The sequence below is a fragment of the Gloeomargarita sp. genome, from assembly GCF_053491055.1.
The window spans coordinates 1-12,952 of the sequence record NZ_JBRCEP010000035.1; the positions used below are offsets into that span (position 1 = coordinate 1).

Annotated in this window: 16 protein-coding genes; 11 read left to right on the plus strand and 5 right to left on the minus strand. The window is 58.6% G+C overall.

Annotated features, from left to right (window positions below; translation table 11 throughout):
- Window positions 1-474 (plus strand): PilZ domain-containing protein (locus ACWISF_RS03710; RefSeq protein ID WP_448380245.1); only part of this gene is annotated, 474 nt, incomplete at its 5' end.
- A 121-nt stretch (window positions 475-595) separates the two neighbouring features.
- Here the strand turns inward: ACWISF_RS03710 and rpsU are convergent.
- Window positions 596-775, minus strand: coding sequence for a 30S ribosomal protein S21 (gene rpsU, locus ACWISF_RS03715; RefSeq protein WP_448380246.1), 180 nt, complete (start codon window positions 773-775; stop codon window positions 596-598).
- A 193-nt stretch (window positions 776-968) separates the two neighbouring features.
- Here rpsU and ACWISF_RS03720 point away from each other — a divergent pair, with 193 nt between their 5' ends.
- Window positions 969-1,373 (plus strand): AbrB family transcriptional regulator, encoded by a 405-nt coding sequence (locus ACWISF_RS03720; RefSeq protein ID WP_448380247.1) that lies wholly within the window; start codon window positions 969-971, stop codon window positions 1,371-1,373.
- Window positions 1,374-1,450: 77 nt separating this feature from the next.
- On the opposite strand, the gene ACWISF_RS03725 is transcribed toward ACWISF_RS03720, so the two are convergent.
- Both ACWISF_RS03725 and ACWISF_RS03730 read right to left on the minus strand, forming a co-directional pair.
- Complete coding sequence (locus ACWISF_RS03725; protein WP_448380248.1) at window positions 1,451-1,888, minus strand: hypothetical protein; 438 nt, start codon at window positions 1,886-1,888, stop codon at window positions 1,451-1,453.
- Between the two features lie 5 nt (window positions 1,889-1,893).
- Window positions 1,894-2,199 carry a slr1601 family putative cell division protein gene (locus tag ACWISF_RS03730; protein ID WP_448380249.1) on the minus strand — a complete coding sequence of 102 codons (306 nt, stop codon included), beginning with the start codon at window positions 2,197-2,199 and terminating at the stop codon, window positions 1,894-1,896.
- A 221-nt stretch (window positions 2,200-2,420) separates the two neighbouring features.
- Between ACWISF_RS03730 and ACWISF_RS03735 the strand changes: the two genes are divergently transcribed.
- From ACWISF_RS03735 to ACWISF_RS03755, 5 genes are all read left to right on the plus strand, one after another.
- Entirely contained in the window at window positions 2,421-3,218 is a 798-nt protein-coding gene (locus ACWISF_RS03735; protein WP_448380250.1) for a M48 family metallopeptidase, read from the plus strand.
- Window positions 3,219-3,309: 91 nt separating this feature from the next.
- Entirely contained in the window at window positions 3,310-3,570 is a 261-nt protein-coding gene (locus ACWISF_RS03740; protein WP_448380251.1) for a chromosome partitioning protein ParB, read from the plus strand.
- Between the two features lie 49 nt (window positions 3,571-3,619).
- Window positions 3,620-4,114: a DNA starvation/stationary phase protection protein Dps gene (dps, locus tag ACWISF_RS03745; RefSeq protein WP_448380252.1), complete on the plus strand. Its 495-nt coding sequence runs from the start codon at window positions 3,620-3,622 to the stop codon at window positions 4,112-4,114.
- 76 nt (window positions 4,115-4,190) lie between these two features.
- Entirely contained in the window at window positions 4,191-4,592 is a 402-nt protein-coding gene (locus ACWISF_RS03750) for a SaoD/DsrE family protein (protein ID WP_448380253.1), read from the plus strand.
- Between the two features lie 96 nt (window positions 4,593-4,688).
- Window positions 4,689-5,858 (plus strand): LL-diaminopimelate aminotransferase, encoded by a 1,170-nt coding sequence (locus ACWISF_RS03755; RefSeq protein WP_448380254.1) that lies wholly within the window; start codon window positions 4,689-4,691, stop codon window positions 5,856-5,858.
- Here ACWISF_RS03755 and hemF read toward each other — a convergent pair.
- Window positions 5,849-6,847, minus strand: a complete 999-nt coding sequence (hemF, locus tag ACWISF_RS03760) for an oxygen-dependent coproporphyrinogen oxidase (RefSeq protein ID WP_448380255.1) — start codon at window positions 6,845-6,847, stop codon at window positions 5,849-5,851. The genes ACWISF_RS03755 and hemF overlap by 10 nt on opposite strands.
- A gap of 547 nt (window positions 6,848-7,394) precedes the next feature.
- On the opposite strand from hemF, the gene argJ reads away from it, so the two are divergent.
- A complete protein-coding gene (gene argJ, locus ACWISF_RS03765) occupies window positions 7,395-8,603 on the plus strand; it encodes a bifunctional glutamate N-acetyltransferase/amino-acid acetyltransferase ArgJ (RefSeq protein WP_448380256.1) in 1,209 nt (402 codons plus the stop codon).
- Window positions 8,604-8,826: 223 nt separating this feature from the next.
- Here the strand turns inward: argJ and ACWISF_RS03770 are convergent, their stop codons facing one another.
- Window positions 8,827-9,321, minus strand: coding sequence for a low molecular weight protein-tyrosine-phosphatase (locus tag ACWISF_RS03770; protein ID WP_448380257.1), 495 nt, complete (start codon window positions 9,319-9,321; stop codon window positions 8,827-8,829).
- A gap of 88 nt (window positions 9,322-9,409) precedes the next feature.
- Here ACWISF_RS03770 and petP point away from each other — a divergent pair, with 88 nt between their 5' ends.
- Genes petP through ACWISF_RS03785 form a run of 3 tightly spaced genes read left to right on the plus strand, consistent with a single transcriptional unit; the run spans window position 9,410 to window position 12,664 of the window.
- Window positions 9,410-9,628, plus strand: coding sequence for a cytochrome b6f subunit PetP (petP, locus tag ACWISF_RS03775; RefSeq protein WP_448380258.1), 219 nt, complete (start codon window positions 9,410-9,412; stop codon window positions 9,626-9,628).
- Window positions 9,625-10,674: a Get3/ArsA fold putative tail anchor-mediating ATPase NosAFP gene (locus ACWISF_RS03780; RefSeq protein ID WP_448380259.1), complete on the plus strand. Its 1,050-nt coding sequence runs from the start codon at window positions 9,625-9,627 to the stop codon at window positions 10,672-10,674. Before petP ends, ACWISF_RS03780 begins: the two co-directional genes overlap by 4 nt.
- A gap of 19 nt (window positions 10,675-10,693) precedes the next feature.
- Window positions 10,694-12,664, plus strand: a complete 1,971-nt coding sequence (locus ACWISF_RS03785; protein WP_448380260.1) for a hypothetical protein — start codon at window positions 10,694-10,696, stop codon at window positions 12,662-12,664.
- Window positions 12,665-12,952 lie beyond the last annotated feature (288 nt).

The following is a 12,952-nucleotide window of genomic DNA, read 5'->3' on the forward strand; positions in this document are numbered from 1 at the left end:
TGGGTGACTTACAACTGTATCCTATTGATGATTTGTGTTATGTCGGCTATTGATGTACCCCAAAGAGCCTATGTCCGTTTTCCCCGCCGAGAGCCTTGCCGGTTAATCGTCCGGGATGAGGTCTTTCTGGGTACGACGATGGATATTTCTGAGGGTGGCGCCTTAGTGGTTGTTGAGTATTTTCCCTATGATCATTTCGCCACTGGTAAATTAGAATTTATTTCGCCTAGCCCCCTTGCCGGGATTGGTTTAACGGTGGAATTGGTTCACAGGCGCTGTGAGCGTACCAAGGTTAAACTGGGTCTCAAATTTACCCATTTGGATATGGCAAGCCTGCGTTCGTTAATTACTCATTTGTACTGCCAGCCGTATCAATGGCGGGAAGTAAAAGTCCCAGAAATCCAGACGCTGTGGGCAATGTTGTTATCCGTCGTGCGCCTTTATCCCCTGACAGCCAGAGGTAAATTGTTCTAGTTGCGGGGACGACGACCGGCAGGTTACCCAGAGGGGCGCCCTGAGCCGAGGTCATACGCCCCGACGGCCAACCTGAAAGGCGATGGGAAAACTTGCCCTGGGGACGCAACCCCCAATCAGGTCAACGGTAACGGCGTTTGCGGCGGGCGTTTTTGGCCTTGCGTTTGCGCTTTTCCTGGGGGGTCTCAAAGTACTGCCGGTGCTTGACCGTGGCCAAAATCCCGGCTTTGGAAACCTGCCGTTTGAAGCGGCGCAGAGCCGACTCAATGCTCTCATTCTCGCCTAAAACTACCTGCGTCATGCGAACGCCGAACCTCCTAAAAATGTGTGTCTTAGATCATAACCATCATAACGCTGTGACCGCGATTTTGCCTAGCGTGCCAGGGGCCGACCGGGCGCAGCCGCGAGATATTGATAGTTGATACGGCCATATTTGTCCCAATTTGTCACCCCAAGATTTATGATAAAGTCATCCAATTGACCCCCATCCAGATATGCCGGATAAAGTTGTGCCAACCGAACCATTAACCGGGGCGGCTCTGTTGGCGAAGTTTGCCGAACTGGGTCACCTCAGCGATAAAGAAAAGGCCAGAGCGTGTGGTTATTACACCGTGACCAAAAAAGGAAGGGAACGGGTCAATATTCTCAAGTTCCGCAATGCCCTCATCGAGGCCCACGGGATTGACCTCGACAGCAAAGGGCGCAAACCCAAACGCTCACGGGGTGGCCGGGAAGCCAGCTACCGCATACGGGTACAATCCAATGGCAATCTCCTCATTGGAGCTGCCTACACCAAACAGATGAATTTACAACCCGGCGATGAATTTGCAATTATCCTGGGACGTAAACAAATTCGCCTCAGCCAAGTCAGTTCCCGTAAAGGCGCTGACGCAAAATAAAGGCTCAAGGGATGACCGCCATAGATAACTCCCCAAGGCGATGGGAAGTTGGTGCTTTCTCGCCGGGGGGTAGCTCCCTAAAGCTGGCGGTGGGTGTGGGGGTGTTGTCGAATGTTGTCGCTATCTCGCACGGTACGACGGCTGTTTAAGACCCGTTTGCGCTCGAGGCTGAAATGCAAATGGCGGTATTCGTGGCCAAGGGGGAGGTAGGCGCGGGCGCGTTCATCCCGTTGGTAGGTACGGGCGGCGGCAATGGCCCGTTCCCAAAAATCCTGGCAGGGTTGGGCCTGGGGAAAATGCTCCCGCATGACCTGCGCCGCTGCGCCGAGGGTGGTGGCCCGCAGGACGGCATAGGAGGTGGGAACGCCTTGGTACAGGGTGTGCAGGGCAGCGGTGGGAATGGGTTCTACGATCTGCAATTCGGTCAGGCCGTCTTCGGTCTGCCAAAAGCAATGGGCCAGTCCCAAAACCACATACGCCTGGGGAGAAATATCGGCGGGAAGGGGCGGTAGCATCGGCGTCAACGGGGTTTTACCCAAATAACCTGCCGCTGGTGGGGCTGCAGCCGTTGGGTGGCTTTTTGGATCAACCGGGGCTGCTGGTGCGGGTCAAAGGTGCGCTGAAATTCGGTTTGTAACTCCCGCACCTGTATCTCCGTACGTTCTATCTCGGTTTGGAGAAGGTGATGCCGCTGTTGTTGTTGCTGGTAGTAAGGCAGCAAGCGCACCAGCGCCATGAGCATACCACTACCCACCAACCCTTGAATGACAAAACCCCAGACCAATTCCTGGACGGGGGGAACTCGCACGACGGAAGGGGAAGCCATACGTTGCCGTTGGGGTCAAGAGGATGCCATGATTGTACAACTAAACGCGCGGAAATCAGGTTGGGTTTTGCAAAACAACAGGGTTGCATGCGTTAACTTTTAATTTTTTTTGATGATTCTTGATGATTGAATGAGGGCAGGGGCATCGCTAGGGTACGGATGTTATGGCTACAAACACTGCTTCAAGTTGGCGCCGCCAGCTTGGGGGAAAACGCTGGCGTGTGCTGGTTTCCGTCTTTGTGCTCAGTCTGGTCTTGGTCGTCACCCCGGCACAGGCGCAACGCCAGGGCATTCCTTGGCCGGTACTGCTCCAACGGGGTTTGGAAATTCTCCAATGGAGCCAGCTTTCTGACCGGCAGGAGGTACACCTGGGACAGCAGATCCACCAACACTTGTTGGCGCGGGAATTTGTGGCGCACGCGGACCCGGAAGTGCAACGCTATGTGACCGAAATCGGCCAACGGCTGGTCGCCGTGAGTGAACGCCCCCATTTGCCCTACGAATTTACGGTGGTCCGCAGCCCCCAGGTGAATGCCTTTGCCACGATGGGCGGATTTGTCTATGTGACGACAGGGTTGCTCAAAACTGTCGCAAACGAGGCGCAGTTGGCAGGCGTCCTGGGACACGAAATCGCCCATGTTGCCCAGCGACACCTGGTGCGCCAGTGGCAAGAGTTGGCGGTCGCCCAGGGGCTCAGCACGCTGTTGGGCACCGATGGCAGTCGCCTGAATGCGCTGGTGGTGGAATTGGCGTTGCGGCGTCCCCGCAGCCGAGAACAGGAATTGGCAGCCGACCGCGGTAGCCTCAATTACCTCCTCCGCACCGGCTATGACCCCCGCGGCTTGCTGGAATTTTTGACCAAACTCCAAAGCCAAGGCAGCCCACCCGCCTTTCTTAGTACCCACCCCGCTCCCCAAACCCGCCTGCTGGCCCTCCGACAACACCTCCCTGCCCAGGCCTCTGGCACCGGTACCGACCCCCAAACCTACCGCCAACGGGTTCTTGACCGTTTACCCTGACCACCCCAGGTCCCCCATCTGCACCCATTCCTTGTCAACTCGTAGTCGTTATGAGTATGATTTAGAACAGGAGGGATTCAGCAGGTGGACGATGCGCGTGATGGAGTTACCGTTGGCGGCGATTCGGCGGCCTTTACCGCGGCAGACCGACCCGGAGAAGGTGGCGCAGTTGATGGCTTCGATTGCGGCGGTGGGGCAGTTGGAGCCGATTGAGGTGTTGGAGGTGGAGGGGGTTTACTACGGGTTTTCCGGCTGTCATCGGTTTGAGGCGATGCGCCGGTTGGGGTGTCCTACCATTCGGTGTCGGGTGCGGCGGGCAACGCCTGCGGTGTTGCGGTTGCACTTGGCCTAGCGGGGTAGGGTTTTCAGTTTTTGTGGTTGTTTTTGGGAGGGTTCCGACGATGCCAACGCAAGCTACGCTTTACCCGACGCGTTTGGATTTGGCTGCCGAGGTGCGGGCGCAGGTGATTGCCATTTTGAATCAGGCTTTGGCCGATACCTTTGACCTGTATAGCCAGACCAAACAGGCCCATTGGAACGTGAAAGGGTCGGATTTTTATGCCCTGCACGAGATGTTTGATGCGATGGCAGGGGAATTGTTGGGCTATGTGGACGAGCTAGCAGAACGGGTAACGGCCTTGGCCGGGGTGGCCCAGGGCACGGTGCGGATGGTGGCGCAGGCGTCCCAGTTGCCCGAATATCCCCAGACGGCAGTCAGAGGGCACGAGCATCTGGTGGCGCTGGCAGACCGCTATGCCCAATACGCGCGCTCTGTCCGACAGGCGATTGACCAGACGGCGAACCTGGGCGATGCGGATACGGCGGATTTGTTCACCGAGATTTCCCGCACGGTGGACAAACGGCTCTGGTTCTTGGAGGCCCATTTGCACGCTTAACCACCTCCTGGGGGGTGAACCGGTCGCCCCCCTGTTACTATGAGAATAAAAATCCTTCTTAAGAAGGAGAGGCAGCATGAAGGTGGCTTATGTTTTTGCCCATCCCCGCGGGGGCACGTACAAGTTGGGGCAGATGATCCTGCCGCAGTTGGAGGCGGGGGTGCATGGGGCGACGGTGGTGGGGATGTTTTTCTTCGATGACAATTGTTTTGTGTTGCGGCAGGGGGACCCGATTGGCGAGCGGTTGGCGCGGGTGGCCCAGGCGCAGAACATTTTGCTGATGATGTGTGATATGTGTGCCTTGGAACGGAATTTGGCCGAAGGGGAGCCGCGCTGGTGTGATGCCCAGGGGCAGGGGCGCACAGAGCCGGCCAAATGTGTGCCCAAAAATGTGGTTGCCGGGGTGACGGTCGGCTGTTTCCCCGACTTATACGCCGCTTTGGGCAACAATCAGCCTGACCAAGTGATTACGGTGTAATTTGCTGCTACTGGTGGGGTTTGGGAGTCGTCGGCCTGGGGTGCTCAAGGTCGCCCTAGGCTTTATCATAAAAAAACAGTTTTTGGAGCCGCCCCTATGCAATTGGCCAGTCGTTTGCAGCAGATTCCCCCGTATCTATTTGCGGAAATTGACCGCAAGCGGGATGCGTTGGTGGCGCAAGGGGTGGATGTGATCAATATGGGCATTGGCGACCCGGACCAACCCACGCCTGCCCATGTGGTGCAAGCCATGCACGCGGCGATTGACGACCCCAGTACCCACAATTACCCGCCCTACCAGGGGACGAAGGAGTACCGGCAGGCGGCGGCAGCTTGGATGTACCGGCGGTTTGGGGTGACGGTTGACCCGCAGCGGGAAGTCTTGTCCTCGATTGGTTCCAAAGAGGCGATTCACAACACGTTTTTGGCGTTTGTGGAGGCGGGGGATTACGTGCTCATTCCCGACCCGGCCTATCCGGTGTACCGGACTTCGACCATTTTTGCGGGGGGGCAGGCCTGGATGATGCCGTTGCGCCCAGAGCGGGGCTTTTTGCCGGATTTGACGGCCATTCCTACCGAGGTGGCGCGACGGGCGAAATTGCTGTGGCTCAATTACCCCAACAATCCCACGGGGGCGATAGCCAGCCGGGAGTTTTTTGCCGAAGCGGTGGCGTTTTGCCGCCAGTACGACATTCTCCTATGCCACGACCACGCCTATTCGGAGATGGCCTACGACGGCTACAAACCGCCCAGTGTCCTGGAAGTGCCCGGCGCCAAAGAGGTGGCGATTGAATTTCACAGTCTGTCCAAGTCCTACAACATGACCGGCTGGCGGGTGGGGTTTGTCTGCGGGGCGGCCCTGGGAATTCAGGGGTTGGGGCAGGTGAAAACCAACGTGGATTCCGGGGTGTTCAAGGCGATTCAACGGGCGGCCATGGCGGCCTTTGAAACGAGCGAGGCGGCGTTGCAGGAACTGATGCAGGTGTACCAACGGCGGCGGGATGTGCTCGTCTGGGGGTTGCAGTCCTTGGGTTGGCCGCTGGTCCCGCCCAAGGCCACGTTGTACGTGTGGGCGCCGGTTCCCCAGGGCTATACCTCTACCGAATTTGCCACCCTGTTGCTGGAAAAATGTGGCATTATTGTGCCGCCGGGGGTGGGGTACGGGGCTGCCGGGGAAGGGTTTTTCCGCATTGCCCTCACCGTACCCGAAGAACGGCTGCAACTGGCTATCGAACGGATGCGCCAGGCGGGGATTCGCTACGCCTGAGCCAGCCAGTCCTGGGGTTTGAGGAATTCCTCGGTGAGGGCGGCCTCGGGACTGCCCGGTTCGGGCGTGTAGCAGTACTCCCAACGGCACAAAGGCGGCAGGGACATCAAAATTGATTCGGTGCGCCCGTTGGTTTGTAGCCCAAAAATCGTCCCCCGGTCGTAGATCAAATTAAATTCCACATACCGCCCCCGGCGATAGAGTTGAAATTGCCGTTCCCGTTCCCCATAGGGGATGCCCCGCCGCCGTTCGGCAATCGGCAAATAGGCGGGTAAAAACGCCTGGGCGCAACTTTGCACCATGGCAAACACCTCTTCCCAACTCCGGGGCGGCAACTCCCCGATTTTATTGCTGTAAATGGCGGCATTCCCCTGGGAATTGTTGCCGCGATAGAGCAACCCCACCCCGTCTTGGTAATCGAAAAAAATGCCCCCGACGCCCCGCATTTCCTGGCGATGTTTGAGGTAAAAATACTCGTCGCACCAGCGTTTGAACACCGGGTAATACTCCGGGTGATGGGCATCCAAAGCCGTTTTATGGGTTTGGTGAAAATGCACCGCATCCTCCCGAAACGGATAGTAGGGGGTTAAATCCGCGCCCCCGCCAAACCACCACACCGGCCCTGCCTCAAAATAGCGGTAATTCAAATGCACGGTTGGCACGTAGGGATTACGGGGATGGAGCACCAACGACGTGCCGGTCGCGTAGAATTCATGGCCTTTGGCCTCTGGGCGTTGTTCCACAATGGCAGGCGGCAGTTGTTTCCCCCACACCTCGGAAAAATTCACGCCGCCCCGTTCCAGCAGCGCGCCCCCCTCCATCACGCGGGAGCGACCCCCACCGCCCTCTGGCCGTTCCCAGTGGTCTTCGCGGAAGGTTCCTTTGCCATCTGTCGCCTCCAGTTCCCGGCAAATATCGTCCTGAAGTTGTTGGAGAAAGGTACGCACCCGTAGGCGGGAATCGGCAGGGGGCAATCCGGGAATAGCCATAAGCGTTCCAGAACTCCATAAACAGCGATTTCTAATGTAGCAATCCGGGTTCCCCACACATCACTAAGAATCATTACATACCGGTGTGAATCCGGCAGAGGTTGCGGGTTTTATTGGCAAAAAAAGTCAATTAGCCTGCGTAACATACAGCAGATCGATAGAGGGATCAATAGGAACCAATAGAATCCCTACGACCGCCCCAAGGGGTGGGTTAAGCAGTAGGAACTCTTCTTTTAGGGTGGTCGCATCCAAGAATGGGTAGCCCAAAAGTTGGCAACGGTATTCCCTAACGAGTGCTGTGAATTGGCCAGCGGAATCATGATTCGTGCTCCTTACCCAAAACTATAACTTCCTAGGGGTTAAACATCAGGGGCCTATGACCTCAAGAAAGACTAATGACAAAAGTGATTTTGAGTGATTTTGGCGATTTATACCCCGGTAACCCTGTGCCGTCACAAGCAAAACATTTGCCCTATAATTGATGGGATTTGTGGTTGCGACAAAAAAATAACATCAATTCCTGGCTACGGGGGTGAACGAGGCGGTTATGTGGCGAGCGATTCCGGGTGGGGTGACGGCGCCCCAAGGGTATCGGGCAGGGGCAGTGCGGGCAGGGCTAAAACCGTCGGGGGCTTTGGATTTGACCCTGATTTATTCGGAAACGCCGGCGGTGGCGGCAGGGGCGTTTACCACTTCTCAGATGCGGGCGGCCTGCGTCACCTACTGTCAGCAACAACTCCAGACAGGTCAACCCGTGCGGGCAATTGTCTGCAATGCCGGGCAAGCCAATGCCGCGACCGGTCCCCAGGGTTGGCAGGATGTCTGTACAACTGCCGCCGCTTTTGCCCAGGCGTTGGGGATTGCTGCCCACGAGGTGTTGGTGGCTTCGACGGGCGTGATTGGCCGTTTGATCCCGATGGAGAAATTGCTGGGGGCAATTCCGGCGTTGTTGGCCGTGACCACGCAAGAAGGGGGCGATTTGGCGGCGCAGGGGATTCTCACGACGGATTTGGTGCCCAAAACCGTTGCCCTGGAAAGTACGGGGCTGCATCCCCCCATTCGCGTCGGGGGAATAGCCAAGGGTTCGGGCATGATTCATCCCAATATGGCGACTCTGTTGGCCTTTCTCACCTGCGATGCACCGGTGGCAGCCCCCCTGTGGCGACGTTTGGTGCAGGAGGCGGTGGCGGTCAGTTTTAACCAAATCACGGTGGATGGGGACACCAGCACCAACGATATGTGCCTGGCCCTGGCCAATGGCGCAGCAGGAGGCCCCCCCATTCAACCTGAGGACCCGGCGGCAGCCACCCTGGCGGCCATGCTGACCGAAGCCTGTACCCAATTGGCCAAAAAAGTCGCTCGGGATGGGGAAGGCGCCACCTGTCTCATCGAGGTCTGCGTGCGGGGTACAGACACGGATGCGGCGGCCCGCACCATTGCCCGCACCGTGAGCGGTTCCCTGCTGGTGAAAGCGGCGGTGTTTGGCCGGGACCCCAACTGGGGACGTATCGCCGCCGCGGTCGGACGGGCAGGCGTGCCCTTTCACCCGGAGGACCTGGCCATTGACCTGGGCCCGATTCCCCTGATGCGGGGCGGCCAACCCCTGCCTTTTGACCGCGAGGCCGGCAGAGCCTACCTGCACTCGGACCCGGTGGTGATTCACATTCAGGTGGGGCAGGGGCCGGGGGTAGGTTACGCCTGGGGCTGCGACCTAAGCTACGACTACGTGCGGATCAACGCCGAATATACCACGTGACATACTCCCGACCCTCATACTAACGCCTAGAGGACGGGCTTCTCGCTTCCTCAGGGTCTTATAGCCCCTCCACAAGCAGACACGGGATGTCCCACCGCCTGGCTATACCAGATTCCGGCAACGCCGTTGTGTATAACCACCATCCTTGCAACACCTCCTTGCGGGGTATCCCGACACTGACCTTGCAGGTTGCGGGGCTTATCCACCCCCGTACCCCCACGAGCTAAAGCGTTTGCGTAGGCTGTTGCCGCAAGGCCATCAATAGGCCCTCGCAGGCGTCTGTGAGCAAATCCAAAACCAATTCAAACCCCTCTGGCCCCCCGTAGTAAGGGTCGGGCACTTCCCGGTGGGGATAACGGCGGCAAAAGTCACACATCATCTTTACTTTGTGCCGATAGCGATTCTCCCGGTCCAGCGCCAAAACATCCCAATAGTTTTGCCGGTCCATCGTCAGGATCAGGTCGAAGCGGGTAAAGTCGGCTGGGGTAAATTGCCGCGCCCGACCGCTAAGGACGATGCCCCGTTTTTGGGCAGCCAGGCGCATCCGTTCGTCCGGGGGACTGCCCTCGTGGTAGCCGATCGTGCCTGCCGAATCACACAGGTACTGGTCCTGCAAGCCTTCCCGCCGGAGCAGATGGTTCATGATGCCTTCGGCTGCCGGGGAACGGCAGATATTGCCCATACAGACAAAAAGCAGGCGGGTGGGGGGCGGGGTCATCGCTTGCAGACAAACAAACACCCTCAAATCTAACAAAATTGCCCCACAACTCGCTAAACTGAGCATGGGTTCATCAGGGTAAAGGTGTATGGCGGCAGAAATGTATGTCGGGCAACAGGTGCGGGTGTGCTGTTTGAAAGACCGGGTTGGCCCGGAAGTCAGCAAAAAACTGGGTCAGGTGGGGGTTGTGACCGATATGCGGGTCGTAGATGGTAAAGGCATCGGCCTGGTCGTGCGCTTTAGTGACCAAAGTCAAACCTGGTTTTTCCCGGAAGAACTCGAACCGGCGTTCCAACTCAACGGATGACCCGCATCATTACCTGGTTGGGCAGCGGCGAACGGGCCAAGGTGGTGGTGGCGGTTGCCCAGTGGTTTGCCCAGCGGCAACGGCGGGTGCTCATCGTTACCCACTGCCCCAGTCCGGCTTTGGATGCGGCTTTGGGCACGCCCCTGACCCCACAACCGCAAACGGTTTGCCCTGGCATTGACGCGGTCCAACTGCAATCTGTGATTCTGCTTGAGCAACTTTGGGAAGAACTCAAGGCCTTAGAGGCGCGCTACGTCAAATCCCCTTTTTTTCGGGATGTGTATGGGCAGGAGTTGGGGGTCGTTCCCGGGTTGGACAGTCTGTTGACCTTGAATGCGCTGCGGCTGTACCGCCAGGAAAACCAGTACGATGTCATTGTGTACGAGGGTGCCAGCGACCGGGAAACCCTCCGCATGATCGGGATGCCCTTGCTGGCGGATTGGTATTATCGGCGGTTTCGCCAGGTGTTGGCCGCTTCCGAATTTAGCCGCAATGTGTCCCCGTTTCTGGGGCCGCTGTTGGGGGCGGTGCTCACGGGCGGTTGGGAACAGACCAATCTGGAGCAACCCCAACAATGGCTGGAGGAGGTGTTACAGCAGGGGCAGGCGTTGGTGCGCGACCCCCAAGCCCTGGCGGTCTATCTGGTGACCAGTTCCCACCCGGAGGCGGTGCGGCTGGCCCGTTGGTGGTGGGGGAGCGCCCAGCAGGTGGAGGTGCGGGTGCAAGGGGTGCTTGTAACCGATGGCACACCGACGCAGGTAGCGGCAGCCTTTGCCCCCTTGCCGGTGGGGACGCTGGCAGAGTTGTTGGATTTTGACCAGGTGGTGCCCGTGCCGCCCCCTGTGGTGGTGGATAAGGCCGCCAAGCAAATTCGCCTGTTTTTGCCGGGTTTTCAGAAATCCCAGGTGAAATTGACCCAGTACGGGCCAGGGGTAACGGTGGAAGCTGGGGACCAACGGCGCAACATCACCCTCCCTGAGGAATGGCAGGGGCAAGGGATTACCAGCGCCCGCTTCCAAGAACCCTATTTGACCATTACCTTCTAAACTGAAGGTGGAGATGGGTATGGGGGGGATAACCATGGGCGATGCCAACCCACCGTCAGAAGCACCCAAGGACAGGCCAACGGGGGAGGAATCGGCGCTCCCCTCGGAAGTAGGGGGAAAACATTGGGGATCAGGAGAAAAGGGGCAGGGATCAGCTCAAGAAGGTTTAGGGACGGTACCGACCACGCCCCAAGTGCCTGAGCCATCAACCCGGATGCAACGGCGCTGGCGTAATGCCCCCCGTCCGCGGCAATGGACGCCCTTGAAACGCCCGCCCACCTGGCCGCTGTGGTTGCTGGGGTTGGGGACGCTGGTGTTGGCTTATGTTCTGGTGTTGACCAGTTTTTATTGGCTGGGACAGTTGGCAAGCCAGGTGTTGTTTTCCGTCTTTCGCTATTTCACTTGGGTGCAACCGCCGGTGGGGGTGACGTTGGCGCTGTTGGGGGCAAGTTTGACGGTCGCACCTTGGGGGTTGCGCTGGAGTTTGGGACGGTTGGGAGCGGGACGGCCTTTGCCCTTGGCGGCGCTGCGGGAGCAATTTCCAGAAACGGCGCGGTTGCTGGAGCAATTTACGACGGAGCGGCGCTGGCCGGCGGTGCGGGTGTGGTGGCTCGATACGCCGGTGGCGGCGGTGTGGAGTTTTGGCTGGTTGCCCCGTGCCCAGTGGTTGGTGCTCACGGCGGGGGCGCAAGCGGTGCTGGATGACCGGGAGTTGGCGGCGGTGGTGGCCCAGGAGTTGAGTCGGCGGCTGCTGGTGCGTTTGCCGGTGGGCCAGACGGCACTGTTTTTGGGGTTGGGGTTGCTCTCTGGTTTGACGTTTTTATTACAAATTCCTTACGTAATTTATCTGCATTTGGCGCGGTTGGGGGAACGGTGGCGGCGGGTGGCCTGGCTGACGGGTACCTTGTCCTGGCTGTTTTATGGGCTGTGGTGGTGGTGGCGCTGGGCGGGTTTGGGGTTTGCCCGGATATTTACGTTGTATGCGGATCGGCGGGCGATGCAGTTTTACGCGGACCCGAATGCCTTGGCGCGGGCGATTTTGAAGTTGAATGTGGCGACGGCGGCGGTGTTGCAGGAGAGGGGCAGTCTGCCTCACCTTTACGACCTGTGGGAATTGTTGTTGCCGGTGCATCCCCGCTGGGGGGTGTTTTTGGGGACGGTGCCGCCGGAGGTGCCTTGGGAGCAGGTGTTGCGGCCCCGTTGGCCTTGGTTGAATTTGTCCTTGGCGCAGGCGGATGTGACCACGCGGCTAGGGTATTTGATGCGGATTGCCGAGCAGTGGCAGGTGCCGCCGGAGGTGACACTGGGGACGCGGGAACCTTTGCCCTGGCGCCAGCACGCCCTGTATGTGGCGCCCTGGTTGGGGTTGGGGGTGGGTTGGTTGGTGGGCTGGTTGGTCGGGCTGCTGATGGGGTGGTTTTTGGCGCAACCGGATCGGTGGGTGGCGGTGGCCTTGGCCTGGTTTGGCTGGGGATGTGGTACTTTGGTGCGGATCAATTTTCTCTACCCGGATATTCCCCGGATGCCCCCGGAGGCGGAACCGGAGGTGGTGACGGCGGTGACGGTGGGGTCGTATTCCCCGGCCTATGGGCAACCCCAGTATTGGCAGGGGCAGTTGTTGGGGCGTTTGAGTTGGGATAATGCCCTGGGGCAGGACTTGTGGTTGGCAACTCCTAACGGCACGATTCCTTTGCACTATCAACCGGCGCCGAGTTATTTGCGGCATCTGTGGTTGGGCAGTCGCCATCCGGTGCAATTTATCGGGAAAACGGTGGCAGTGCAGGGGTGGTTGCGTTGGGGCGCGACGCCCTGGCTGGATGTGGAGCAAATTGAAACCCGGCAGGGAAAGAAAACCAAGGGGGGCCACCCGATTTGGGCGACGCTGGCGGCGTTTGCGGCCATTGCCATTGGGGTGTATATCCTCGGTTTTGTGGGGGTGAGTTGGCAGATTTTGACGCCGCCGGAACCTATGCCCGATTTGGGTTCGTAAATAAGACGCGGGCAAATTTTTTTGATGTAGGGTGCAGGGAAATACCAGTTGACACGCCCACCGCCTAAAGCCGGGGGATGCTGACGCAGTCCACAAACGGACGCGCAAAGGCGTGGTTAAGACGCCCCTAAACGGTTCCTTGCCACCAAGTCTCCAGGTTCCGCTTACTTACGCGCGCACCGTCCGGGTCGTTCACCAGGGTAGGTGATTGTTTCGTCACCAATATAGTCAAGCAGGGTAAGGTCGTCGTATTATATAGTCATTTCGGTTTAGAATGCGACACTAACT

Excerpts from the sequence above, each read along its gene's own strand:
- rpsU (WP_448380246.1), bottom strand. The coding sequence starts at position 775 with ATGACGCAGGTAGTTTTAGGCGAGAATGAGAGCATTGAGTCGGCTCTG.
- ACWISF_RS03720 (WP_448380247.1), top strand. The coding sequence starts at position 969 with ATGCCGGATAAAGTTGTGCCAACCGAACCATTAACCGGGGCGGCTCTG.
- ACWISF_RS03725 (WP_448380248.1), bottom strand. The coding sequence starts at position 1,888 with ATGCTACCGCCCCTTCCCGCCGATATTTCTCCCCAGGCGTATGTGGTT.
- ACWISF_RS03730 (WP_448380249.1), bottom strand. The coding sequence starts at position 2,199 with ATGGCTTCCCCTTCCGTCGTGCGAGTTCCCCCCGTCCAGGAATTGGTC.
- ACWISF_RS03740 (WP_448380251.1), top strand. The coding sequence starts at position 3,310 with ATGCGCGTGATGGAGTTACCGTTGGCGGCGATTCGGCGGCCTTTACCG.
- dps (WP_448380252.1), top strand. The coding sequence starts at position 3,620 with ATGCCAACGCAAGCTACGCTTTACCCGACGCGTTTGGATTTGGCTGCC.
- ACWISF_RS03750 (WP_448380253.1), top strand. The coding sequence starts at position 4,191 with ATGAAGGTGGCTTATGTTTTTGCCCATCCCCGCGGGGGCACGTACAAG.
- ACWISF_RS03755 (WP_448380254.1), top strand. The coding sequence starts at position 4,689 with ATGCAATTGGCCAGTCGTTTGCAGCAGATTCCCCCGTATCTATTTGCG.
- hemF (WP_448380255.1), bottom strand. The coding sequence starts at position 6,847 with ATGGCTATTCCCGGATTGCCCCCTGCCGATTCCCGCCTACGGGTGCGT.
- argJ (WP_448380256.1), top strand. The coding sequence starts at position 7,395 with ATGTGGCGAGCGATTCCGGGTGGGGTGACGGCGCCCCAAGGGTATCGG.
- ACWISF_RS03770 (WP_448380257.1), bottom strand. The coding sequence starts at position 9,321 with ATGACCCCGCCCCCCACCCGCCTGCTTTTTGTCTGTATGGGCAATATC.
- petP (WP_448380258.1), top strand. The coding sequence starts at position 9,410 with ATGGCGGCAGAAATGTATGTCGGGCAACAGGTGCGGGTGTGCTGTTTG.
- ACWISF_RS03780 (WP_448380259.1), top strand. The coding sequence starts at position 9,625 with ATGACCCGCATCATTACCTGGTTGGGCAGCGGCGAACGGGCCAAGGTG.
- ACWISF_RS03785 (WP_448380260.1), top strand. The coding sequence starts at position 10,694 with ATGGGGGGGATAACCATGGGCGATGCCAACCCACCGTCAGAAGCACCC.